Annotated in this window: 21 protein-coding genes; 9 read left to right on the forward strand and 12 right to left on the reverse strand. The window is 69.2% G+C overall.

Annotated elements, in window-relative coordinates; genetic code table 11:
- Positions 1-70 precede the first annotated feature (70 nt).
- The 4 genes from ACFYO9_RS01050 (at position 71) to ACFYO9_RS01065 (ending at position 3082) form a co-directional block, all read left to right on the forward strand.
- Positions 71-712, forward strand: a complete 642-nt coding sequence (locus tag ACFYO9_RS01050; protein ID WP_358774022.1) for a TnsA-like heteromeric transposase endonuclease subunit — start codon at positions 71-73, stop codon at positions 710-712.
- Between the two features lie 328 nt (positions 713-1040).
- Positions 1041-1313, forward strand: coding sequence for a hypothetical protein (locus tag ACFYO9_RS01055; protein ID WP_358774024.1), 273 nt, complete (start codon positions 1041-1043; stop codon positions 1311-1313).
- Between the two features lie 219 nt (positions 1314-1532).
- Entirely contained in the window at positions 1533-2891 is a 1359-nt protein-coding gene (locus tag ACFYO9_RS01060) for a hypothetical protein (RefSeq protein WP_358774026.1), read from the forward strand.
- Positions 2891-3082: a hypothetical protein gene (locus tag ACFYO9_RS01065; RefSeq protein ID WP_358774027.1), complete on the forward strand. Its 192-nt coding sequence runs from the start codon at positions 2891-2893 to the stop codon at positions 3080-3082. The genes ACFYO9_RS01060 and ACFYO9_RS01065 overlap by 1 nt, the downstream gene beginning before the upstream one ends.
- 356 nt (positions 3083-3438) lie before the next feature.
- Here ACFYO9_RS01065 and ACFYO9_RS01070 read toward each other — a convergent pair whose 3' ends face one another.
- Positions 3439-3627: a hypothetical protein gene (locus tag ACFYO9_RS01070; RefSeq protein WP_358774029.1), complete on the reverse strand. Its 189-nt coding sequence runs from the start codon at positions 3625-3627 to the stop codon at positions 3439-3441.
- Between the two features lie 156 nt (positions 3628-3783).
- Between ACFYO9_RS01070 and ACFYO9_RS01075 the strand changes: the two genes are divergently transcribed.
- Positions 3784-4185, forward strand: a complete 402-nt coding sequence (locus ACFYO9_RS01075) for a hypothetical protein (protein WP_358774031.1) — start codon at positions 3784-3786, stop codon at positions 4183-4185.
- On the opposite strand, the gene ACFYO9_RS01080 is transcribed toward ACFYO9_RS01075, so the two are convergent.
- The 4 genes from ACFYO9_RS01080 to ACFYO9_RS01095 form a co-directional block, all read right to left on the reverse strand.
- A complete protein-coding gene (locus tag ACFYO9_RS01080; protein WP_358774033.1) occupies positions 4149-5207 on the reverse strand; it encodes a serine/threonine-protein kinase in 1059 nt (352 codons plus the stop codon). The genes ACFYO9_RS01075 and ACFYO9_RS01080 overlap by 37 nt on opposite strands.
- A gap of 47 nt (positions 5208-5254) precedes the next feature.
- Positions 5255-5728, reverse strand: coding sequence for a hypothetical protein (locus ACFYO9_RS01085; protein WP_358774035.1), 474 nt, complete (start codon positions 5726-5728; stop codon positions 5255-5257).
- A gap of 214 nt (positions 5729-5942) precedes the next feature.
- Complete coding sequence (locus tag ACFYO9_RS01090) at positions 5943-6803, reverse strand: DUF6551 family protein (RefSeq protein WP_358774037.1); 861 nt, start codon at positions 6801-6803, stop codon at positions 5943-5945.
- Positions 6804-7676: 873 nt separating this feature from the next.
- Positions 7677-8270: a TetR/AcrR family transcriptional regulator gene (locus tag ACFYO9_RS01095; RefSeq protein ID WP_358774038.1), complete on the reverse strand. Its 594-nt coding sequence runs from the start codon at positions 8268-8270 to the stop codon at positions 7677-7679.
- Positions 8271-8397: 127 nt separating this feature from the next.
- Between ACFYO9_RS01095 and ACFYO9_RS01100 the strand changes: the two genes are divergently transcribed.
- Together ACFYO9_RS01100 and ACFYO9_RS01105 are read left to right on the forward strand one after the other, a co-directional pair.
- Positions 8398-9345 (forward strand): alpha/beta hydrolase, encoded by a 948-nt coding sequence (locus ACFYO9_RS01100; protein WP_358774040.1) that lies wholly within the window; start codon positions 8398-8400, stop codon positions 9343-9345.
- A 120-nt stretch (positions 9346-9465) separates the two neighbouring features.
- Positions 9466-9819: a hypothetical protein gene (locus ACFYO9_RS01105; protein ID WP_355811502.1), complete on the forward strand. Its 354-nt coding sequence runs from the start codon at positions 9466-9468 to the stop codon at positions 9817-9819.
- Between the two features lie 21 nt (positions 9820-9840).
- On the opposite strand, the gene ACFYO9_RS01110 is transcribed toward ACFYO9_RS01105, so the two are convergent.
- A complete protein-coding gene (locus ACFYO9_RS01110) occupies positions 9841-10647 on the reverse strand; it encodes an SDR family oxidoreductase (RefSeq protein WP_355811499.1) in 807 nt (268 codons plus the stop codon).
- A gap of 63 nt (positions 10648-10710) precedes the next feature.
- Between ACFYO9_RS01110 and ACFYO9_RS01115 the strand changes: the two genes are divergently transcribed.
- On the forward strand, positions 10711-11496 hold the full coding sequence (locus tag ACFYO9_RS01115; protein ID WP_355811496.1) for a helix-turn-helix transcriptional regulator: 786 nt from the start codon (positions 10711-10713) through the stop codon (positions 11494-11496).
- 33 nt (positions 11497-11529) lie between these two features.
- Here ACFYO9_RS01115 and ACFYO9_RS01120 read toward each other — a convergent pair whose 3' ends face one another.
- On the reverse strand, positions 11530-12174 hold the full coding sequence (locus ACFYO9_RS01120) for a TetR/AcrR family transcriptional regulator (RefSeq protein ID WP_355811493.1): 645 nt from the start codon (positions 12172-12174) through the stop codon (positions 11530-11532).
- 87 nt (positions 12175-12261) lie between these two features.
- On the opposite strand from ACFYO9_RS01120, the gene ACFYO9_RS01125 reads away from it, so the two are divergent.
- Positions 12262-13815, forward strand: coding sequence for an MFS transporter (locus ACFYO9_RS01125; protein WP_355811490.1), 1554 nt, complete (start codon positions 12262-12264; stop codon positions 13813-13815).
- Positions 13816-14121: 306 nt separating this feature from the next.
- On the opposite strand, the gene serA is transcribed toward ACFYO9_RS01125, so the two are convergent.
- From serA to ACFYO9_RS01150, 5 genes are all read right to left on the reverse strand, one after another.
- On the reverse strand, positions 14122-15726 hold the full coding sequence (gene serA / locus ACFYO9_RS01130; protein ID WP_355811488.1) for a phosphoglycerate dehydrogenase: 1605 nt from the start codon (positions 15724-15726) through the stop codon (positions 14122-14124).
- Positions 15727-16041: 315 nt separating this feature from the next.
- Positions 16042-17040 (reverse strand): ketol-acid reductoisomerase, encoded by a 999-nt coding sequence (gene ilvC / locus ACFYO9_RS01135; protein WP_355811486.1) that lies wholly within the window; start codon positions 17038-17040, stop codon positions 16042-16044.
- Positions 17041-17144: 104 nt separating this feature from the next.
- Entirely contained in the window at positions 17145-17672 is a 528-nt protein-coding gene (gene ilvN / locus ACFYO9_RS01140; protein WP_355811484.1) for an acetolactate synthase small subunit, read from the reverse strand.
- 29 nt (positions 17673-17701) lie between these two features.
- A complete protein-coding gene (locus ACFYO9_RS01145; RefSeq protein WP_355811481.1) occupies positions 17702-19549 on the reverse strand; it encodes an acetolactate synthase large subunit in 1848 nt (615 codons plus the stop codon).
- A 234-nt stretch (positions 19550-19783) separates the two neighbouring features.
- Positions 19784-22792: an EAL domain-containing protein gene (locus tag ACFYO9_RS01150; protein ID WP_388665880.1), complete on the reverse strand. Its 3009-nt coding sequence runs from the start codon at positions 22790-22792 to the stop codon at positions 19784-19786.
- Positions 22793-22963: the final 171 nt, after the last annotated feature.

Here is a 22963-nt window from a genome sequence, read left to right on the forward strand (position 1 = left end):
TCAGTCGGTCCTTGTCCGGGTTCTTCTGATCTTCTCCGAGTGCGTCGGCCAACCTCCGTAGCGTCCCAGCATGGCATTACGGAGCGCGGGCGGCGCCCAACGTATCCGCAAGGTACCCATGGCGTCGATCCGGTACGAGGACGTTTCGGTGCGTGAAGTGCCGGTGCGGCAGCTGCGGTTGGCGGACTTCTCGGAGTCGAAGCCGTGGCGGGATGTCCGGTCGGTACGAGGGATGGCCCACTACTCGGGGAAGTATGCGTCCACGACGGCAGGCGGGCACGTGGTCTATGAGAGCCGTATGGAGCTGGCCCGACTGCTGCTGGCGGACTTTGATCCTGAGGTACGGGGAATCTTCGCTCAGCCGTGCCGGTTGGCGGCTCGGGTCGGTGACCGAGTGCAGCACCATGTGCCGGACTTTCTGCTGGTCATGCGTTCAGGGACGGCGCGGGTGGTCAACGTCAAACCGGCGGACCGTCTGTTGAATGCGAAGATCGCGGAAGCTCTGGAGTGGCCGGGTGAGCTGTTTCGGCAGCACGGTTGGGGCTACGAAGTCTGGTCCGGAGCCGATCGTGTGCTGCTGGAGAACATTCGGTTCCTGGCCGGCTACCGGCGCCCCGGCGTGGTGCCCAAGGACGCGGTGGAGCGGGCGTGGCAGCAGGTCCTGGACGGCGAGGAACTAGCCCTGGCAGAACGCCGAGTGGCCGAGGAATGACCTGCTGAACAGGCAAGACCGGCGCTGACGGCGCTGTTGTGGTCTGGGCGGCTGGCGACGGAACTGTCCCGGCCGTTGTCCGGTGAGTCGGTGTCGCCGCACACACCCTCCCTACCCTGACATCACCCGCGACTGACTGCACAACGAGTACATCGTCAACCGCAACAACCTCACCGCACTGGCCCGCCAGCGCGGCATCACCCTCGACCACATCATCTTCCTCGCGCGGAGCTGGGACATCCCGATCCGCCCCGGCGGCTCCCACCACAACGACATCACCGACCTCGACCTCCCCCATCACCCATCACCCATCATGCAGGTAGTCACCATGAGCCGATATGCCCTCGACCGGCTGCGGTTCGTCATGAGCATCCCCGGCCAGACGAGCTTCGCCGCAGCAGCCCGCACCTTCTACGACTTCTACGACGGACGCAGCAGCGCCCTCAGGCAACGCCTCAACAAGGTTGAAAACGCCGTCGGATTCCTCATCATCGACCGTTCCGCCAAGCCGCGCGCACCCACGGAACAAGGCCGCGAGTTTCTTAGCGAAGCCGCCGAGATCCTCCGCATCGCAGACGCAGCCCCGGTTGGCCAAGACTGACCAGCCGCAGCGGTTCGACCTCCGGTGCACGCTCATCGGGATCTGCGGGCACCACCACTGTCAGGGACCACCATTACCCTGGAGACGGGAACGCCGAGATCCGCAGGATGAGCAGCATGGCAGTGATGCAGATCACACTAGGGCGATGAAGATTTTTTTGCCGTAACGGCCTGCTCCCGCCACCAGGAAGTAGAAGCACTTCCGATCCAAGGAGGCCAAGTGGCCACGCTGTTCCCCCTCCTAAAGGCCGTTCCTACCTCCCCCAGCCTGGGAAAGGTGCTGGCTGACATGTCACCGGCGCTCAAGTTCGCCGCTGCGGGATCTGCACTCGCGTCCATGGGCACCGCAAAGCCCGTCAGCGGTCAGCTCGCTGAGACGGTCGGTAAGCAACTGGCTTTCCGCCCACCAACGGTCAGCATCGCCTCCGCCGCGCTGGAAAAGCTGTCCGTCATCGACACGCCCACCACCCGGCTGGCCAAGACCGGCGCGATGGGCAACGGCCTCGTCTCGCTCGGTCTGAAGCTGCCCGAGTACAACCCGTTCGGCGACGCGATCGCCTCGGCCGGGTTCGCGAAGCTGGCCGGCAGTCACCTCGTCGACTTCTCACCGGTGTTCGGTATCTCCTCCAGGTTGAAAGAGCTGTCCGTGTTCGACACCGGCATCGCCCGGCTGAGCACGCAGTTCACGGCCCTGGACACCTTCGCCGAGGCCATGAGCAGCTTCGCCCGCCGGTCCCCGGCGTCGATCCTCGGTTCCTCCGCGCTCGAGAAGCTGTCGCTGTTCGGCACGACCGCCGCCCGGCTGGCCTCGACTGGAGTCCTGGACAGCGGCCTGGCATCCCTCCGCCAGAGGAGGCCCGAGTTCAACCCACTCGGCGACGCGATGGCTTCAGCCTGGAACCGTGTCTTTGACATGCCTGGCTTCACCGGCCTCATGCGGGGGCTCCCGGACGGATTGCTGGAGCCGCTGCGATCCATCACCCGGCTGATCGAGCGTCTTGGGGCACCGATCGTCTGGCTGGCAAGGGCTGCTCTGGATGCCTACCTGCACGGCGACCACGAACCGATGCGCGCGTTCCTCTACACCCACCTTCGTCTCCGACCTCCCACGGAGGACCATGCCCAAGCCCTGGCCATGGCGCTGTTCCTCCGGGAGTGGGAGGAACAGGTCGACCTCCAGGACGCCGATGCGGTGCGCGCCGTTCTGCGGAAGTGTGCTCGGGAGGGCAACGATCTGGACGGCGATCACCAGGTCATGGGTTACAAGATCGGCCACATGGAGGAGGGCATCGACCTGCTCTCCCCCGCCCCGGGGCCGGAGGCCCTGGCCATCGCCACAGTGGTGCCCTGGGCCGAGCGCTTCGACAACCGTCACGTCCGCCATGTGACTGGGCGGCTGGAGGATCCCGAGCAGAGAGTGGCGCGCGTCTGGGCCGAGAACGCCCCGATCAACTGGCGCCAGGCACCCCACATGGTCGGCCAGGACGTCGCCATGGGCGAGCGAGTGCGGCGCAAGCTCCTGCGGCTGGGCGACGACATCGTCGCCCGGGCCAAGGCCCAGATCCCGGGGGCAAACTGATGGCGAGGAACAGGTCCCAAGAACCGCTGCTGAGCCTCCGCTCCGCAGTGGTGTTCCTGATCAGCCTGCAGGCCGCCGCGGCGGCGGGGTACCTCACCAACGCCGCCGGCAGTCCGGTGGCCACCTCCGCGCTCGCCGGCGGAGCCGCCTTCGGCGCCACGGTCGCCTTCGCACGTTCGGCGATCGGCTGACCTGTCCGAGGGTAGGCAGAACCTCGGGGCAGGCCAAGCCACGCGAAACGGGCCCCGAGGCGCCCTCCCTGGGGGCGCCTCGGGGCCCGGCCCGAGCGACCTACGCACACCTGTTGTGGAACGCTAGTTGGCCACTGCTCATCTCAGTTAGCCACTCTGGTGCTCAGCTCGTTGTTCCGCGTCTCGTGTCACAGTCGCTCAGTGTTGAGGTGTTCGGTATGTGTCGCTTCAGGGATCTTCAATGGTCTTTCGTTGATCCTCGGGGTGCCGATCCCCACGCTCTACTCGGGGCCGTTTCAGGGTTCCCGAGAGGCGAACTCACGTGCATGCGACGGGCTTTGGTAACTGGCGAAGACTCAGAGCGCATCCTCAACAACCGGTATCGGCTTCTCCAGGAGCTCGGGAGCAGCGGCTTCGGACGAGCGTGGCTGGCTCACGACGACGTCCTGGATGTGGACGTGGCGGTCAAGAAGGTAAGGCTGCCGCAGCTGGGATCCGATCAGGAACATCCCAAGCGCGTGATCCGGGCCCAGCAACGCCGCCAAGCTCCGGCACAGTCCCTACATCGTTGCTATCCACGACGTGGTAGTTCGCGGATCCGACCCGGCGCCCAGGATACGCGCGCCCTTGCACGGCACCTCGTGGTCAGGCACGCTGGCGGCATAGTGAGCTGTGAGCGAGTGCCTGATCCGGGAGGTGGCATGGAGGCGATGAGTCCGCAGGGCGCATTGTTGACTCTGTGCATCGCCCGCCTGCCTGAACGTTCGCTTCCGCGGCACGCTTGGGCTGCGGAGGTACTGGTTGAGCAGCTTTGGGCCTGCTCCGTCGGAACCGGTCGCGAAGAGTGGCGGCAACTTCTGGCACCGATGATCGCCGAGCAAGGCATCGACGCCCGCCGTGTCCGAGGCGAGGTCTGGCAACTCGCACGCGGCGGCGCTCTCGAACCGGCAGGTATCGGCCACCTAGCGCGGTTCACTGTGACTCCGGAAGCTGTCGAGGAGTCTAAGTCTGTGGCACCGATTAAATGCTCGGCCGAGGCCGATGAAGTACTGACGCAGGCAGTCGATCAGCTCACGGCTCGCCTATTGGCTTCCTCGAAATAGGCCAGCGCCTTTCCGTCCTGCAGCGTGCTGGCTACCTGCGACGTACCTACACGCCGCCACGAGGCTTGCTTGCGCCGCAGGAGGGTTAGCTCGATCCCTCCGTCGGCGGAAGCCGCGTTGACCCTCCAGCTCTCGTCCTTCCACAAATGGGGGGTCTGCCAAGTGCCGGGCTCGGTTTGCTGCCAATCAGCGATCTTGACTGCGGCCAGGGCCATGCTCATCTCGCGAGCGGTCGTGAAGCGCCGGGCCGGGTCGGGGTGTGTGACCTTGGCTACCAGCTGACGAAGGCGTCGGCAGACCCAAGCCGGCAGTTTGCGGTCCTCGGTACGCAGTGGCGGAAGGCCCTGCTGGAGCGCGTCGACGATGTCGGTGCGGCTGTAGGACGCGTAGTCGAACTTCCCTGCCAGCAGTTCCACAAGGACCACGCCAAGGGAGTAGAGGTCTGACGCTGCGGTGACGCGCGGTCCAATCATGATCTCTGGGGGTGAGTAGAGGTGCGCCACTTGAATGGCCGGCGTGGATCCAGAAGCATCCATCCGGCCAGCCACGCCCAGGTCGCCGATCTTGACGAGGTCGGCATCATCGGTGAGGAACAGGTTGGGGCTCTTGATGTCACGGTGCAGGATTCCGTGGTGCTCGTGCATCTCCCGCAGTCCCTGAAGCGCCGACTGGATGATTTGGAGGGACCTCGTTGGCGTGAATGTCCGGCCATCCTCGAGGGCGTCGGTGATGCTTCCCGCCTCGTAGTACGGCATGAGGATCTCGATCACGCGCATCGGCTGCGGATAGCCGGGAACCCTGGCCACGGCCCGTACAGGGACGATATTGCGATGCTTGATCCTCTCCATGAGCTGAGGCTCGATCAGATCCGCGTCGTCGTGGAACTCGGCAAGATCGACGCACTTGCCGACAAGCCAGTTCCCCAGGTGAGGGTCCCACCAAACGTGCACCTCGTGGACGCCCAGCGGCATGCTGTGCAAGGACTCGTAGTCCAGGATCAGGCGTCGCTTCTGCTCGGTCACCGCTCCACTCTCCGTTGATCGGGGTGACGCCGGGGCTACCGGTCGGCCTACGCGTTTGACTCGTTCAGCCCGGCGAGGGCCGCCGCAAAGGCATCACCGCGGCCGGCCCAATACCTGGGGCGGGCTGAGAGACCCAGATGCGCCAGGTCGACGCTGTCGATCGCGGTGGCCGGCACGCCGATGATTTTGCCGATCCTCTCGGTCTTCCACTCCTCACAGCGGATGCCTTCCTCGTGACAGGCAAGCTGGACTAGTGCTTCCAGGGACGCGCGGTCGGCGGCCTGCCGGTAGGTCCACTGCGCGTTCTTGCGGGTGGCCACAACGATCACGAGGTCGGGCGACAAGCCATGGATGTCCTGCTTGATGCGACTGTAGGTGTCCGCGATGAGATCAGTCCCCGTCAGCCCGTCCGCTTTGCCCAGACGCTCAGGGGCGCCAGAGATGGGGGATATGGCGGGATCGGAGCGGAGGGCGCCGTACTGGAGGGCGCCGGCGGCAATAGCGATGCCAAGGACTTTCACGTATCTATTGCTTTCAGACTGGACAGGGGAGTCGCGGGCAAATGCGTCGTGCGGCAGAGCTAGTGATTCAGCCGCGGACCAGGCGGAGACTGAGCCTGGATGGCGGAGGTCTGGCCTCCACCACCGAAGTTTGAGTGGCGTGGATCACCGAAGACCGCGCTGGTCACATCGGCTGCAATTTGCCGCGTCGGCATGGGCCCGCTGGAGAACCGCGCTACGCCGCGACCGCGGCGGCCTTCACCTTCCGTCGCTTCGGCGGACCGTAGGCCGGCCCGTGCCGCTCGCCGAACGCGACTGTGTATTCGTACGCGATGTTGTTCGCGAGCGGAATCGAACGGGACTGCGAGCCGCCACCGCTGACCGTGTCACGAATTGCCGTGTCCTTCCACCGGCCGACCGGCTCCTGCTTGAGGGTCAGCGACAGGGAGTCCAGGTCGATCGTCTCCCAGTTCCGGTGGATCACGATGGCGACCGCGCGAAGCATCATGCCGTCCCAGCTGGTCGGGTCCGAGCCCCAGGCGTTGAGGACCGTCTTCAGCGTCCTGCGCAGGAGGCCGTCCTGGGGAGTACGCATCCGGTGCACCACCTTGAGCGCCTGGATCGCCGAGATGCCGTTCTTCGATGTACCGGTCGACACGTACAGACCGCAGCTCTTCACGTCCTCATCGATCGTGACCGCCTCAGCCTCCTTGGCGGTCACCGCCACCGTGAAGTTCTCATACGGCTTCACCGCGCGGCGGTCGCGGTTCGCTGCCAGGAACAGCTTCGCCTCCTGTTGCTTGGTGAGTCCCTCATAGACCATGCAATCCCGCAGGAAGTCAGGCCCCTCAATGTCCAGAGCGACCTTGGTGGAGTGCTGGCCGTCAAGGAGGTAGTCCCCGTCCGGCCGACGGGACACGATGGCGGGCATCAGGACCTCGGGATCCCAGATCTTCGCCAGCTGGACGGCCCACTTGGACTGGAACATCCGCTGAGCGTCGTACGCCCGGTCGACCCGCAACCGCGAGACCGGAATCGCCTCGTAGTACTTCTTCACGCCAGGCATGGACCGGACGGTCTTACGCGCGTTGGACATGCGACCCTCCCTCGGTGTCACGGTGGTCAGACACCGAATACGTTACGCGGAAAAATCTCCGCGTGTCAGGAATTTACGCGGATCGCAGACTTACGCGTGCACCGAATCCTCGCATGCACCTCGTCCGGTGCATGGCCAAAACCACATGCTCCGAATGGCCGAGTAGCGCGCTCAATCACAACTGTCCGGGCGCACGGGGAGCCTCTAGCCCCGAGCCGCCGGGCGGGCGCGACTGACCTCCTCCTGGGTGCGGTCGCGCAACCACGACGGCATGTCCACAGGAACCCCCTCAGCGTCAGCAAGATAGATACAGAATGGCCGCGCAACTCGTCCTAGCACGGAAGACCGAAAGCTTCGACGCGCAGGCGACCCACCTCATTGACATCTAGTTGCGGAGCATCCACGTCCGACTGGTCATGGAACATGCGCAGGCCGGGAACGCCGGGCAGGGATCGAGTCACCTTCGGCCCGGCGTCCCCGACGATCCGGCCCTCGGCGTCCTAGTAGCGAATGAAGCCCGGGTTATATGTGCTAACGACGGCCACCATCGCCAGGCGCTCATGACCAGACTCCCATCTGACAAGGGAGTTGGGAGTGTAGTGGCCGCGCCGATCGGCCGAGTCGAGAGCGACGTGGACACGAGCGTCAGAGCCGATCCGGGTTAGAGAATCTGGTGCTCACTGCAGCCATTGGCACCTCACTCACTGTTACCTATCCGAGCAAGGAGAACCATCGATTGCTCCCTCTCCACCGGCAGCGCCACTGTTCGCAACACGCGGATTTCGATGTCCCTGGAGGAGCCAGTGCTCACGAAATTGCGCTTCCTACAGCGGTTCAGGACTCTCCGGGAGTGGAAGCGGGTCGACGGCGGCGCTACCCGGGCGCGACCGTTGATACCCGTGCCAGCGCGTCGACGGTCACGCCCACGACGGCCCGGAGCTGTGCCGGGCTCGCGCCGGCTCTGCTCATGACGGCGAGGGACTGGTTCACGGCGGCCACGTGCTCGGCGAAGGCGTCGGCGTCGCGGTCGGCCAGCCGGCCCGCCCTCAGTGCGGCGCGCAGCCGGGCGCGCTGGAAGCCCAGTGCCTCCTTGGCGCGGGCCGCGACGGGCTCGCTCAGCACCGGGACGGCCATGGCCGACTGGGCGATCAGGCATCCGTCCGGCAGGGCGGGATCGGCGATGCGGGCGAGGGTGACGTCGAGGAAGGCGCGGACGGCCGCCGAGGGGTCCGAGGCCGCGTCCGACAGGGCGGCGTCGTACTTCTCGCCGTAGCGCGCGGCGTAGCGGTCCAGGCAGCGCAGGAAGAGGGTGTCCTTGCCGCCGAGCGAGGAGTAGATGGAGCTGCGGTTCAGGCCGGTCGCCCGGCACAGGTCGTCCAGCGAGGTGTCGGCGTAACCCGCCCGCCAGAACTGGATCATCGCGGCGTCCAGCGCGGTGTCCATGTCGAACTGCTTCTTGCCTGCCACGTGGGACTTCCTTGCCGATGTGTCGGTGTCCTTGTCGCGTCGTGCCCCGCCATCCTATCTTGAACCAACCAGTTCAAGATGTGTTAGCGTCCGAGCCTCCGAGCCCCCACCACCGACGGAGGTCCTCGTGACCAACCCTGTCCCCGATCTGCCCCTGCACCACCTGGCGGGGTTCACGCACCGCTGGGTCGACGCCGACGGCGTCCGCCTCCACGCCGTCGAAGGCGGCCGCCCGGGCGGCCCGGCCGTCGTCCTGCTCGCCGGATTCCCGCAGACCTGGTGGGCCTGGCGCAAGGTCATGCCCGCCCTCGCCGACCGGTACCACGTCATCGCGGTCGACCTGCCGGGCCAGGGCAACTCCGAGCGGCCGGAGCGCGGTTACGACACGCACACGGTCGCCGCGCAGGTCCACGCCGCCGTCCGGGCCCTGGGGGTGTCGGCCTACTGGCTGGCCGCCCACGACGTCGGCGCCTGGGTGGCGTTCTCGCTCGCCCTCACACACGAGGACGGGCCGCGCGAGGACGGGCGGCACAAGGACGGACCGCGCGAAGACGGACCGCGCGGGGTCGCCCTGCTTGACGCCGGAATCCCTGGCATCACCCTCCCCGAGGCGATCCCCACCGACCCGGACCGCGCGTGGAAGACCTGGCACTTCGCCTTCCACTTGGTGCCCGACCTGCCCGAGGCGCTGCTCGCCGGCCGCGAACGGGAGTACGTGGCCTGGTTCCTGCGGATGAAGTCCCTCTCCCCCGACACCTTCGACGACGCCGAGATCGACCACTACGCGGCGGCCCTCGCGGCCGAGGGAGGCCTGTCCGCCTCCCTCGCCTACTACCGGGAGGCCGCCGAGTCGGCCCGCAGGAACCACGAGGTCCTGCGGCGGCGGCATCTGACCGTGCCCGTCCTCGGCATCTCCGGCAGCCACGGCTCCATCCCGGACATGGCGGCCTCCCTCGGCCCCTGGGCCGCCCGCACCACGGGAGTCGTCGTGCCCGACGCCGGCCACTTCCTCCCCGACGAACAGCCCGAGGCGGTCGCCGCGGCCCTGGCCGACTTCGTCCACGACGGCGCCTGACGTCGCGAACACCCGCCCAGTCGGTCACACCTGCGTAACCGCGGCCGCCCCCATGATCACCGGCGGGTACCGTCTCCCCGTCCGAACATTCACCCCGCCACACGGGAGAACGAACACCCCATGAAACTCAGGATGTTGGCCCCCGCCATCGCCGTCTCCGCCGTCACCCTCGTCGGCTCCACGCTCACCTTCGGCGGCACCGCCGTCGCCGCGACGAAGCCGGACTGCAGCCGGGGCATGTCCAACGTCGTCGCCAAGGAAGCGGTGAAGCTGCGCACCAGCCCGAAGACGAACGCCACCGCGGTCGGCCAGTGGAACAAGGGCAAGAAGGGCTTCCTCTGCCACGACGGCTACATGTTCAAGGGCCAGACGTACAAGAAGTGCGGCAAGACGAGCAACAAGTGGGTGTACGCGATGCCGTACGGCACCCACAAGAAGGGTTACGTCCCCGTCACCTGCACCAACTGGTCGTAACCGCCCCAAGTCCCGTTACGGTCACGCCCGGGACGCGAGGTGCCGCCAGTCGTTCCAGGTGTCGAGCCGCTTCTGATAGGCCGCCTCGACCACCGGATAGGGGTACGTGCCGAGGAAGAGCCGCAGGGGCGGCTCGTCGGTGTCGACGAGTTCCAGGAGGACCGGGGCGGTGGCTCGCGCGTCCTGCGGCGTGCGGGCGGACGCCCCGGCCCGGCGCGCGGCGCGGACGGGCTCGTAGGCGGGGAGCGGCTCGGTGTGCACCGCGGAGGAGCCCGACCAGTCGGTGCCGTACGGGCCGGGTTCGACCAGGGTGACGTTGATCCCGAACGGGGCGACCTCCTGGGCCAGGGCCTCGCTCATCCCCTCCAGGGCCCACTTGGAGGCGTTGTACAGCCCGAGCGTGGGGAAGCCGGCGAGGCCACCGAGGCTGGAGATCTGCAGGAGGTGACCGCTGCCCTGGGCCCGCAGGTACGGCAGGGCCGCCTGCGTCACCCACAGCGGGCCGAACAGGTTGGTGTCGAGCTGGGCGCGAGCCTGTTCCTCGGTGGCCTCTTCGACCATGCCGAAGAGGCCGTGACCCGCGTTGTTGACGACCACGTCGAGACGGCCGAAGACCTCGGCGGCCCGCCGCACCGCGGAGGTCACGGCGGTGCGGTCGGTCACGTCGAGACCGAGCGGGAGGACGTCGTCCCCGTAGGCCTCCACAAGAGGCCGCAGGGTCTTCGGGTCGCGGGCGGTGGCGACGACACGGTCGCCACGGTCGAGAGCGGCTTCGGCCCAGACACGGCCGAAGCCGCGGGACGCGCCGGTGATGAACCAGATCTTCATGTCATCGAGCCTGCGCCGTACGCGCACCGGCAGCCAGCACCCCCGCGGGGTTACCCTCGCACCATGGCGGCCGACAACCTGCTGGGAGAGTTCCTCAAGGCCCGGCGCGGACGGGTCGCTCCGGGAGACGCGGCGCTGCCCGCCGGCGGACGACGCCGGGTCGCGGGGCTGCGCCGGGAGGAGTTGGCCCGGCTCGCCGGAATCAGCGAGCCGTACCTGGTCCGGCTCGAACAGGGCGTCGACCGGCACCCCTCCCCCCAGGTGCTCCGCTCCCTCGCGCGGGCGCTGGAGCTGGACGCCGACGCCTCGGCACACCTGCTCGCCCTGGCCGGCCCCGCCGCCGTACCGCCGTCGCGGACCGACGTCTCCCCGGACGTACAGCGGCTGCTCGACGCATGGGCGGACCGCCCCGCGTACGTGCGCGACCGGCGCTTCGACGTGCTGGCGGCGAACAAGCGGGCCCGCGCGCTCGCCCCCATGTACGAGCCCGGACGCAACCTGGCCGAGGCGGTCTTCCTCGACCCCGCGTCCCGCCGGCTCTTCCCCGACTGGGCGGAGGTCGCGGCGCAGACCGCGGCGGCCCTGCGCGCCGAGGCCGACCTGACGGACCCAAGGACCGCCCGCCTGGTCGCCGGGCTCGAAGCGGACGAGGAGTTCCGCCGGCTGTGGGCCAGACACGAGACGCGGCCCGCCCGCGACGAACTCAAGCGCTTCGCACACCCGGTGGTCGGCCAACTCGCCCTGCGCAGGCAGGCGTTGACCGTCGGCGGCGCCGAGGACCAGGTGATCATCGTCTATCAGGCGAAGGACGGGAGCCCGTCGGAGGCGGCCCTGACGCGTCTTCTGTGAGCCGCACCCGCCGCATGTGCCGAAGACGGCCTCCTACCGCCCGTCGGCCTCGGGACGGGACCCGCCCCGCTCACCCCGCTCCATCACCCGCCGCAGGCCCTCGGTCAACTGATCCGCCGTCGTCGCCGAGTCCGGGTCGAAGAGCCACTGGACCATCAGGCCATTGAGGAGCGTCGTGTAAAGGCGACCCTCCGTGTCCACCATGTCCGCGGGGAGCTTGCTCTCCTCGATGCCGGTGAACATGGCCGTGAGCCCGCTCCGGCCCTCCTTCTGCGCCTCGATCAGCAACTTGCGGATGCCCGCCAGGCGTTCGCCCTGGGTGACGACCTCCAGCGTCATCATCCAGATGGGGCGGGACTCGGGGACCGAGCGGATGATGTCGGCCCAGACATCCCGGAACCGCTCCAGGCCGCCCGCCTCCTCGGCGCCGGCCGCCACACCCGCGTCCGCCCCCGCCGCCTCCCGCGCGGCCCGCGTCTTCTCGTAGTCGTCGCCCATCGGCTCGACCAGCGCGATGAACGCCTGCGCGAGCAGCGCGTCCTTCGACCCGTAGTGGTACCCGATGGAGCCGAGGTTCGTCCCGGACTCCTTCACGATGTCGCGGGCCGTGGTGCGCACGAACCCCTTCTCCAGCAGGCAGCGCTTCGCGCCCTCGAGCAGATCTTCGCGGTGTCCCATGCCGCCCACCCTAGTACCGACGTCTTACACGACTGATTTATACGCTCGTACTAGACAACCGTTTAAGACGTCCGTACAGTCCCTGTCATGCAGACGAACCCGCGCGCCACCCGCAAGGAATGGACCGCCCTCGCCGTCCTGATGCTTCCGCTGCTCCTGGTCTCGATGGACGTGTCCGTCCTCTACTTCGCCGTCCCGGAGATCAATGCCGACCTGCGGCCCAGCGGCACCCAACAGCTGTGGATCTTCGACATCTACGCCTTCGTGCTCGCCGGACTGCTGATGACGATGGGCTCGCTCGGCGACCGCATCGGCCGCCGCAAGCTCCTCATGTTCGGCGCCGCGGCCTTCGGGACCGCCTCACTCGTGGCCGCCTACGCCGACAGCGCCGAGACCCTGATCGCCGCCCGCGCGGTCCTCGGCATCGGCGGCGCGACCCTGATGCCGTCCACGCTGGCCCTGGTGCGTACCCTCTTCCGCGACCCCGCGCAGCGCGCCAAGGCGATCGGCATGTGGCAGGGCGTGATGGTCGCCGGCATCGCGCTCGGCTCGGTGCTGTGCGGCGTGCTCGTCGCCCACTTCTGGTGGGGCTCGGTCTTCCTGGTCAACCTGCCCGCGATGGTCCTGCTCCTGGTCCTCGCGCCCGTCCTCATCCCGGAGTCCAAGGATCCGAAGCCCGGCCGGTTCGACCTGCTGAGCGTGCCGCTCTCGATGGCCGCCGTGCTGCCGGTGGTCTGGGGGCTCAAGGAGATGCCGGTCGAGGGCGTCGAGATCTCGTACGTCGCGTCCGTCGCCGTCGGACTCGTCTTCGCCGCCCTCTTCGTGCACCGCCAGCGCACCGCACGCTCGCCGATGATCTCGCCGGACCTCTTCCGCGGCCACGGCCGCACCTTCGGCTCCGCCGTCTCCCTGAACCTCATCTCCTCGCTGGCGATGATGGGTTCGGCCTACTTCACCACCCAGTACCTGCAGTCGGTGCTCGGCAACAGCGCGATGGAGGCCGCGCTGTGGGCGCTGCTCCCCTCGGTCCTCATCGGTGCGGCCGCGCCGGTCGCCACGGCGCTCGTTCAGCGCGGCATGAACCGTGCCCACGTCGTCGCCACCGGCTTCGTCCTCTCCGCCGCCGGTTTCGGCCTGCTCGCCCTCACCGGAACCGACTCGCTGTGGCTGGTGCTGGCCGGCGCGGGCGTCCTCGCCTGCGGTGCGGTGATCATCGGCTCCCAGCTGACCGACCTGGCGCTCGGCGCGGCCCCCGCGGAGAAGGCGGGCACGGCGTCCTCACTCCTGGAGACCGGCCAGGAGTTCGGCGGGGCGATGGGCATGGCGCTGCTCGGCTCCATCGGCAACGCGGTGTACCAGAGCCGCATCCCCGACGCGGCTCCCGCCGAGGCCCACGAGACGCTGGGCGGCGCGGTGGCGGTCGCCCAGCAGCTGCCGGCCCACGCGGCGGACGCCCTGCTGACCGCGTCCCGCACCGCCTTCACCGACGGCATGCACGTCGCGGCACTGACGGGCATGGTGGTCCTGCTCGCGGCGGCGGCCCTGGCGTCGGCGACGCTGCGGAGGGTGCGGGTCCGGGAGGAGAGCCCCGAGGCGGCGGAGGCGCCCGAAACGCCCGATGCCGAGCGCGCCCTGGCGTAAGGGACCCGCACACGCGAGCGCCGGACGGACTGGATACCCAGCCCGCCCGGCGCTCGCGTGTTCAGCCCGCTCGGCGTGTACGTCTTCAAGCCCGCCCGGCGTGTACGTAATGAAGCCCGTCCGGCGTGTACGTAATGAAGCCCGCCCGACGTGTACGTAATGAAGCCCGCCCGGCGTGTACGTCTTCAAGCCCGCCCGGCGTGTACGTAATGAAGCCCGTCCGGCGTGTACGTAATGAAGCCCGTCCGGCGTTTGAGGACGAACTCGGCGAAGCCGGTGACCTACCCCGCCCAAGGCTCCGGAGCCCTAGTCCGTGAGGTTCACCGCGCGAGCGGACTCCGCGCCGATCTCCTCGGCCAGCTCGTTCAGGACCGGCTGCGGCACCGTGTCGTCGACGGTCAGGACGGCCAGCGCCTCGCCGCCCACGTCGGCGCGGGCGACCTGCATGCCGGCGATGTTGATGCCCGCCTCGCCGAGGACGCGGCCGACGGTGCCGACGACGCCCGGACGGTCGGCGTACCGCAGGACGACCATGTGGTCGGCGAGCGCCAGGTCCACGTCGTACTCACCGATGGAGACGATCTTCTGGAGGTGCTTGGGCCCGGCCAGCGTGCCGGAGACCGCGATCTCCTCGCCGTCGGCGAGCGTGCCGCGCACGGTGACCACGTTGCGGTGGTCCGGCGACTCGGAGCTGGTGGTGAGGCGGACCTCGACGCCGCGCTCCTGCGCGAACAGCGGCGCGTTCACATAGCTCACGGTCTCGTCGACGACGTCCTCGAACACGCCCTTCAGCGCGGAGAGTTCGAGCACCTTCACGTCGTGCTGGGTGATCTCGCCGTACACCTCGACGTCGAGGCGGGCCGCGACCTCGCCCGCGAGGGCGGTGAAGATGCGGCCGAGCTTCTCGGCGAGCGGCAGACCGGGACGGACGTCCTCGGCGATGACGCCGCCCTGGACGTTGACCGCGTCCGGCACGAGCTCACCGGCGAGGGCGAGGCGCACCGACTTGGCGACGGCGATGCCCGCCTTCTCCTGCGCCTCGTCGGTGGAGGCGCCGAGGTGCGGGGTGCAGACGACCTGGTCGAACTGGAAGAGCGGGGAGTCCGTGCAGGGCTCCTTCGCGTACACGTCGAGGCCCGCGCCGGCGACGCGGCCCTCCTTGAGGGCGGAGTGCAGCGCCTCCTCGTCGACGATGCCGCCGCGCGCGGCGTTCACGATGCGGACGGTCGGCTTGACCTTGTGCAGCGCGTCGTCGCCGATGAGACCGAGGGTCTCGGGGGTCTTGGGCAGGTGGACCGTGATGAAGTCCGCGACCTCGAGCAGCTCGTCGAGGGAGAGGACCTTCACGCCCATCTGGGCGGCGCGGGCGGGCTGCACGTACGGGTCGTAGGCCACGACCTTCATGCCGAAGGCGCTCATGCGCTGGGCGACGAGGGCGCCGATGCGGCCGAGGCCGACGACGCCGAGGGTCTTCTCGGCGAGCTCGACACCGGTGTACTTGGAGCGCTTCCACTCGCCGTTCTTCAGGGCGGTGTTGGCCTGCGGGATGTTGCGCGCGGTGGCCAGGAGCAGGCCGCAGGCCAGCTCGGCGGCGGTGACGATGTTCGACGTCGGGGCGTTGACGACCATCACGCCGGCCTTGGTGGCGGCGGACACGTCGACGTTGTCCAGGCCCACGCCCGCGCGGGCGACGACCTTCAGCTTCTTGGCGGCGGCGATGGCCTCGGCGTCGACCTTGGTCGCGGAGCGGACCAGGATCGCGTCGACGTCGGCGATCGCGGGCAGCAGCGCGGCGCGGTCCGCGCCGTTGCACTGGCGGATCTCGAAGTCCGGGCCCAGGGCGTCGACGGTCGCGGGCGACAGCTCTTCAGCGATGAGTACGACGGGTTTGCCGGTGGCAGCAGTGCTCACGTGAGTCCTCACAAGTCCATTGCGGACGGCCGTCCCGACGGCCGCAGGCGGAGTCGCTTAGCCGCGTGGAAGACGCACGACGCTGTGGGCCCGACGCGAATGTTGAACAGAAGTGTAGTGGCGGGAAGCAGATCTTCTTACGCCTCCGCGGAAGGATCACCCGTCCGTGGATGGACGCGGTGGACAACGCGGAGGGGCACAGGATTCAGCTCCGCCGGCTGCGCACCGGCGGGGAATCCGAAACAGCCCCTCCGGCGTCCGAGGAGCGGGGTCCGGGGCGGAGCCCCGAGGCATCAGCCCCGGACCCGGGCACCCCTACTCCTCGTCGTTGACCCAAGACATGAGCTTGCGCAGCTCCTTGCCCGTGGTCTCCAGGAGGTGGTTCTCGTCCTGGGTCTTGTACTCGTTGTACTTCTTCAGACCGCCGTGGTACTCGTCCATCCACTGCTTGGCGAACGTGCCGTCCTGGATCTCCGCCAGGACCTTCTTCATCTCGGCCTTGGTGGCGTCCGTGATGATCCGCGGGCCGGTGATGTAGTCGCCCCACTCCGCGGTCTCGGAGACGGACCAGCGCATCTTCTCCAGGCCGCCCTCGTACATGAGGTCCACGATCAGCTTCAGCTCGTGGAGGCACTCGAAGTACGCGATCTCCGGCTGGTAGCCCGCCTCGGTCAGCGTCTCGAAGCCCGCCTTGACCAGCGCGGCGGTGCCGCCGCAGAGCACGGCCTGCTCGCCGAACAGGTCGGTCTCGGTCTCCTCGGTGAAGGTCGTCTTGATGACGCCCGCACGCGTGCCGCCGATGCCCTTGGCGTACGAGAGCGCCAGCGGGAAGCCGTTGCCGGTGGCGTCCTGCTCGACGGCCGCGATACACGGGACGCCGCGGCCCTCCTCGTACTGGCGGCGGACCAGGTGGCCCGGGCCCTTCGGGGCGACCATGCAGACGTCGACGCCCTCGGGGGCCTTGATGAAGCCGAAGCGGACGTTCAGGCCGTGGCCGAAGAACAGCGCGTCGCCGTCCTTGAGGTTGTCCTTGATGGACTCCTCGTAGACCTGGGCCTGGATCGGGTCCGGGACCAGGATCATGATGACGTCGGCCTCGGCCGCCGCCTCCGAGGGGGTGACGACGCGCAGGCCCTGCTCCTCGGCCTTGGCCTTGGACTTGGAGCCCTCGTGCAGACCGACGCGGACGTCGACACCCGAGTCACGGAGCGACAGCGCGTGGGCGTGGCCCTGGCTGCCGTAACCGATGACCGCGACCTTGCGGCCCTGGATGATGGACAGGTCGGCGTCGTCGTCGTAGAACAGCTCGGCCACTGGGAATCTCCTATGTGTGCTGGTGTTGCGTCCCACCGTACGGCGGGTTCAGGAAGGGAAGGTCTCGGGTCTCGGTATCCGAGAGGGGTGCCGGCGGGTGCCGGTCAGGCGCTGCGGTCGAGCGCCCGCAGGCTGCGGTCCGTGATGGAGCGGGAGCCGCGGCCGATCGCGATGGTGCCGGACTGGACGAGCTCCTTGATGCCGAAGGGCTCCAGCATCTTGAGCATGGCCTCCAGCTTGTCGCTGCTGCCGGTCGCCTCGATGGTGACGGCCTCCGGGGAGACGTCCACGGTCTTGGCGCGGAACAGCTGGACGATCTCGACGATCTGGGAGCGCGTCTCGTTGTCGGCGCGGACCTTCACGAGGACGAGCTCGCGGGCGACGGCCGCGCCCGGCTCCAGTTCGACGATCTTCAGGACGTTGACCAACTTGTTGAGCTGCTTCGTGACCTGTTCGAGCGGCAGGTCCTCGACGTTCACCACGATGGTGATGCGGGAGATGTCGGGGTGCTCGGTGACGCCCACGGCGAGGGAGTCGATGTTGAAGCCGCGGCGCGAGAACAGGGCGGCGATCCGGGCGAGGATGCCGGGGGTGTTCTCGACCAGGACGGAGAGCGTGTGCTTGGTGGACATGACTCGTGGTCTCTCTTTCGCTCTCGGTCTCAGTCGTCTTCGTTGTCGCCGAAGTCGGGGCGGACGCCCCGGGCGGCCATGACCTCGTCGTTCGAGGTGCCGGCCGCGACCATCGGCCACACCTGGGCGTCCTCGTGGACGATGAAGTCGACCACGACGGGCCGGTCGTTGATGGCGTTGGCCTCGGCGATGACCTTGTCGAGGTCCTCGGGGCGCTCACAGCGCAGCGCCACACACCCCATGGCCTCGGACAGCTTCACGAAGTCCGGGACGCGGGTGCCCTTGTTGGGGCCGATGTCCTCGGGACCGCTGTGCAGGACGGTGTTGGAGTAGCGCTGGTTGTAGAAGAGCGTCTGCCACTGGCGGACCATCCCGAGGGCGCCGTTGTTGATGATGGCGACCTTGATCGGGATGTTGTTCAGGGCGCAGGTGGTGAGTTCCTGGTTGGTCATCTGGAAGCAGCCGTCGCCGTCGACCGCCCAGACCGCGCGGTCGGGCATGCCGGCCTTGGCGCCCATCGCGGCGGGGACCGCGTACCCCATCGTCCCGGCGCCGCCGGAGTTGAGCCAGGTGGCGGGCTTCTCGTACTGGATGAAGTGCGCGGCCCACATCTGGTGCTGGCCGACGCCCGCCGCGAAGATCGTGCCCTCGGGGGCGAGTTCGCCGATGCGCTCGATGACGTGCTGCGGGGAGAGCGAGCCGTCCTCGGGCTGCGTGTAGCCCAGCGGGTAGGTCTCGCGCCAGCGGTTGAGGTCGGTCCACCAGGCGGTGTAGTCGCCGGTGTGGCCCTCGGTGTGCTCGGCCTGGACGGCCTGCACCAGGTCGGCGATGACCTCGCGGGCGTCACCGACGATCGGCACGTCGGCGGCCCGGTTCTTGCCGATCTCGGCCGGGTCGATGTCGGCGTGGACGATCTTCGCGTACGGGGCGAAGCTGTCCAGCTTGCCGGTGACGCGGTCGTCGAAGCGGGCTCCGAGGGCGACGATCAGGTCGGCCTTCTGCAGCGCGGTGACGGCGGTGACCGCACCGTGCATGCCCGGCATTCCCACGTGCAGCGGGTGGCTGTCGGGGAATGCGCCGAGCGCCATCAGGGTGGTGGTGACGGGCGCTCCGGTGAGCTCTGCCAGGACCTTCAGCTCGGCGGTGGCCTGCGCCTTGAGGACGCCGCCTCCGACGTACAGGACCGGGCGCCTGGCCGCCGTGATGAGTTTGGCGGCCTCGCGGATCTGCTTGGCGTGCGGCTTGGTCACCGGGCGGTAGCCGGGCAGGTCCTGCTGCGGCGGCCAGGAGAAGGTCGTCCGCGCCTGCAGCGCGTCCTTCGCGATGTCCACGAGGACCGGGCCCGGGCGTCCCGTCGAGGCGATGTGGAAGGCCTCGGCGATGGTGCGCGGGATGTCCTCGGCCTTGGTGACCAGGAAGTTGTGCTTGGTGATCGGCATCGTGATGCCGACGATGTCCGCCTCCTGGAAGGCGTCCGTGCCGATGGCCTTGGAGGCCACCTGGCCGGTGATCGCGACCATCGGGACGGAGTCCATGTGGGCGTCGGCGATCGGCGTGACCAGGTTGGTGGCGCCGGGGCCGCTCGTCGCCATGCAGACGCCGACCTTGCCGGTGGCCTGCGCGTACCCGGTGGCCGCGTGCCCCGCACCCTGCTCGTGGCGGACCAGGACGTGGCGCACCCGGGTGGAGTCCATCATCGGGTCGTAGGCCGGGAGGATGGCTCCGCCGGGAATGCCGAACACCGTGTCGGCCCCGACTTCCTCGAGAGAACGAATGAGGGACTGCGCACCCGTGACGTGCTCGACGGGGGCGGGCTGCTGTCCTGAGGTTCGGGGCCGCGGCTGCGGATGGTGGGCCCCGGTGGCCTGCTCGGTCATCGGCATTCTCTTCTCGAAGCTGAGGGTTTTTGCGGGGGTTTTGCGGGGATTTGGCGGGTGCCAGTGCAACAAAAAACCCCTCGTGCCGTGAGGCAAGCGAGGGGAGCGCGCCGGGTGCGGTCGCGGGGACTCCGGTGTTCGGACCGGTCAGTCCCAGCTTCAGCCGACGCGCTTTCCAAGTACGAGAATTCGGGTGCGCATGGCATTGACCCTCCCCCCGGCACACAGTGCCTGTCAAGTAGGTGGGACGGGGGTCTCATCATGTGAACGGGCGTAGGCCGTGGGGCCGCCCGTGTACACCGCCTGCGGCACGCCGTACGTCCCCGTGGGGGCGCCCGGGTACCCGGCGGAGGCGCTGCCCGCGTACGGCCCCGTGGGCCCGCCCGCGAGGACCGGCTCGGCGGGACCGAGCGGCACCGGATACTCCCCGAGGGAGAGCGCGCGGCGCAGCCGGTACTCGTCGAGCGGGCCCGCGAACGCCGCCCCTTGGCCGTGTGTGCACCCCATCGCGCGGAGCGCGGCCACCTGTTCCGGTTCGTCGACGCCGTCGGCCACGGAGATCAGCCCGAGGTCGCCCGCGATGCGCAGCAGTCCGGAGGTGATCTTGTGCAGCCGCGCGGACTCGACGACGCCCTCGACCAGACCGCGGTCCAGCTTCAGGATGTCGACGGGGAGCCTGCGCAGCGCGGTGATCGCCGCGTAACCGCTGCCGAAGCCGTCGAGCGCGATGCGCACACCGAGCCTGCGCAGGGCCGCGAGGCGCCGCTCCAGCTCGTCCAGGGAGACCCGGGGGTCGCTGCCGGTGAGCTCGATGATGAGCGCGCCGGAGGGCAGGCCGTGCCGGGTCAGGAGCGCCTCGATGGAGCCCATCGGCAGCGAGCGGTCGACGAGCCTGCGGGCGCTCATCCGAACGGCGACGGGCACCGCGTGGCCGGCCCTGCCGCGCTCGGCGGCCTGCTCGACGGCCTCCTCGAACATCCAGCGCCCGAGCTCGGCCGCGCGGGCCGCGCTCTCCTTGCCCTCCCTGCCGTCCCGGGTCTCCGAGACCCTGAGGAACTCGGCGGGCGTGAAGAGGATGCCCTGCGCCGAGCGCCAGCGGGCCTGCGCCGCGACCGCCGTGATCCGGCCGTCGTCGAGGCGGACCACGGGCTGGTGGAGCAGCGCGAACTCGCCGTCGTGCAGCGCCGCGCGCAGCCGGGTGGCGAGCTCCGCCTTGCGCACGACGTCGGCCTGCATCTGTGGTGCGTACAGCTCGACGCGGCCCTTGCCCGCGGCCTTCGCGCGGTACATCGCCAGGTCGGCGTTGCGCAGCAACTCCCCCGCACCGATGCCCGGTTCGGCGAACGCGACGCCGATGGAGGCCGCCACGCGCACGTCGTTGCCGTCGATGGCGTAGGGCTGGGAGAGGGTGATTCTCAGCCGGTCGGCCAGCTCGTAGATGTGCCGTTCCCTGGCGGCCTGGTCCCTGGTCCCGTCGCCGACGATGAGAGCCGCGAACTCATCGCCGCCGAGCCGGGAGGCGGTGTCGCCCGAACGCACCGCCTCCTGGAGTCTGCGCGCCGCCTGGATCAGGAGCTCGTCACCGGCCTGGTGCCCGATGGTGTCGTTGACGGCCTTGAAGCCGTCGAGGTCGATGAAGAGCACGGCCGTGCCGCGGTCAGTCACTCTGCGGCCGGCCAGTGCCTGGCCGACGCGCCGGGTGAACAGGGCGCGGTTGGGCAGGTCGGTGAGCGGGTCGTGCTCGGCGTTGTGCTGCAACTGCGCCTGGAGTCTGACCCGTTCGGTGACGTCCCTGCTGTTGAAGATGAGGCCGCCGTGGTGGCGGTTGACGGTGGACTCCACGTTCAGCCAGGCGCCGTCACCGGACTTGAAGCGGCACTCGATGCGGGTGGTGGACTCCTCCGCGGGGTCGGCGGCGAGGAACCTGCGGATCTCGTGGACGACGCGGCCGAGGTCCTCCGGGTGCATGAGGGTGGCCAGTTCGGAGCCGACGAGGTCGTCCGCCTCGCGGCCGTAGACCCCGGCGGCGGCCGGGCTCACGTACCGCAGGATGCCGTTCGGCGCGGCGATCATGATGACGTCGCTGGAGCCCTGGACCAGGGACCTGAAGTGGTTCTCCTTCTGGGCCAGTTCCTGGGTGAGCGTGATGTTGTCCATGAGCATGATGCCCTGGCGCACGACGAGGGCGAGCACCACGGCGCCGCCGGTGAAGAGCACCACGCGGTCGACGCTCTGGCCGCTGAGCGCGTTGTAGAGGATCCCCAACGTGCAGACGGCGGCGGCCAGATACGGGGTGAGGGCGGCGAGGGAGCCGGCGATCGGGCGGGGCGCCGCGGGGCGCGGCTCCTGCGGTTCGCTGTCGTACGGCACGTGCGCGGAGTCCGTGCCGTGCGCCCCGCGCGCGTGCCAGGGGGCGGCCCATGGGGCGTACGCGAGGAGCAGCGAGCCCGCGAACCAGCCGGCGTCCAGGATCCGGCCCGACTGGTAGGTGTCCTTCAGGAGCGGGGTGCTGAAGAGCGCGTCGCACATCACCGTCAGGGCGAGCGCGCCGATCGCGGTGTTCACCGGGGCGCGCTGGGCGGCCGAGCGCCTGAAGTGCAGCGCGAGCACCACGCTGACCAGGGCGATGTCGAGGAGGGGGTACGCGAGGGCGAGCGCGCCCTGCAGCACGCCCTGGCCCTCGAACCTCGCGGCGCGGGCGAGGGCGAGGCTCCAGGAGAGGGTGAGGAGCGAGCCCCCGATGAGCCAGGCGTCGAGGCCGAGGCAGATCCAACCCGCCCTGGTCACCGGGCGCTTGGCGAGCACGAGCAGGCCGATGATGGCGGGCGGGGCGAAGCAGACGAAGAACACGTCGGCGAGGCTGAGCGCCGGCACCTCCGCGTCGAGCACGACCTCGTACCACCCCCAGACCGCGTTGCCGCACGCCGCCATCGCGGAGGAGAGCGCGAACAGCAGCCATGCGGGTCGAAAGCGGCTGTGCCGGGTGCGGGCGTACCGGAAGCAGGAGATCGCGGCGGCTCCGGCGGCTACACTCAGGCCGAAGTCGCCCATGAACCGGGCCAGTTGGGGCGAGCCCCAGCCGAGCGCGGATCCCGTGGCGTAAGCCCCGCAGATCAGCAGGAGCGCCACCTGGGAGGCCGGACCGCGGCCGCCGTGCAGCGGACGCCGGACCGACGGCGCCCGCCGCGACAGGGTCGCCACGCCGGCGTCGAGGACGGCGGTGGAGGCCACCCGGCCGCTCACCGGGCCGCCTTGGTCCGTGCCGCTCCCGTGTCCGTCCGACCCGTGCGCCGGCCGGGCCGGCACGGGCGCTGGTGGGTGCGGCGTCGGCCGCTCGCGCGGCTCCCGACTCGCCTGCGTCGGCGGGCAGGTGCACGCCAGAGGCGTCGGCTGCGCTCCCGCCGCGTCGGATTT

The sequence above is a fragment of the Streptomyces sp. NPDC005863 genome, from assembly GCF_042871345.1.
GTDB lineage: Bacteria > Actinomycetota > Actinomycetes > Streptomycetales > Streptomycetaceae > Streptomyces.